Raw genomic sequence first — 921 nt, 5'->3', positions numbered from 1 at the left:
GAATTGGTGATATGAGTGCGGTTACATATGATCCCGATAATGTGAGATCAAATGTGTTTTCCATGGAAAATATGCATGAGGGTCCTACCAAAAAGATTTTGACTGAAGAAGAAAGATCAAAGCTTCGGTGGCTAAGTTCTACCCAGCCAACAATAGAAAAATGGTATAAAGGAAGTGAAGGTGTTTATTATCCTATATCTCCGGTAGATCTCAAAAATACCATCAGTTATTTTGCCATATCAAAGTCTTTTGGTATGTTAAAATCAGTCTATGATCCAGATAAAATAGAAAAAGATGTATTTGATATGGAGAATATGAAAGAGGGGAATGAGCACCTTATTTTAACCCCTCAAGAACGTGCACAGATTGCAAAAATTGATAAAATTGAAAATGATGTGCAACATGCACAGGAAAGTGCACAACAAGGGACACATACAGCAACTAAAGCAAAAGAGGCAGCAGAGAGTGTATTAGATACGGCGAGTGTTGCACAAAAAAATGCTACGGATGCAAAAGCTATTGCTACCACTGCACAAACAGCAGCTAATAAAGCGCAAGATGTAGCGCACAGTGTAGAGAAAAAAGTTGATCTCATTCAACCTCTTGCCAAACAAGACTGGATTGATGGAACAAAAACAATAGACGCACTTATCTCACCAGCCAACCTCATGGCTTCAATCAAAGCCAATAGCCTAAATGATAATGGTAGCAATGATAGTGGATATAGAAAACCTGTTGAAATCCTTATAACAGAAAGTGGAGACATTCCTTGGCCAGAAGGTGTTACTGATGAGACAGAACTTGAGATATGGGCTTGGGGTGGCGGCGATGCTGGGAGGGATAGTCTTTATGGTGGCACTGGCGGCGAAGGTGGTTTTGGTGGTTGTTGTACGTACGTAAGAACAAGGAAAAAATTTCTTG

The 921-nt window shown here is 39.7% G+C and carries 1 pseudogene; it reads left to right on the top strand.

What is annotated here, in order from left to right:
* Nucleotides 1–62 precede the first annotated feature (62 nt).
* Nucleotides 63–921, top strand: a pseudogene (locus ACFINZ_RS10150) (hypothetical protein); the annotation flags it as partial.

This window comes from Bartonella sp. AA81SXKL (assembly GCF_042196945.1).
In the GTDB taxonomy this organism is placed as follows: Bacteria; Pseudomonadota; Alphaproteobacteria; order Rhizobiales; family Rhizobiaceae; genus Bartonella.
Note: the sequence above shows the minus strand (reverse complement) of the source record. Positions and strands in the feature narration are given on the sequence as shown.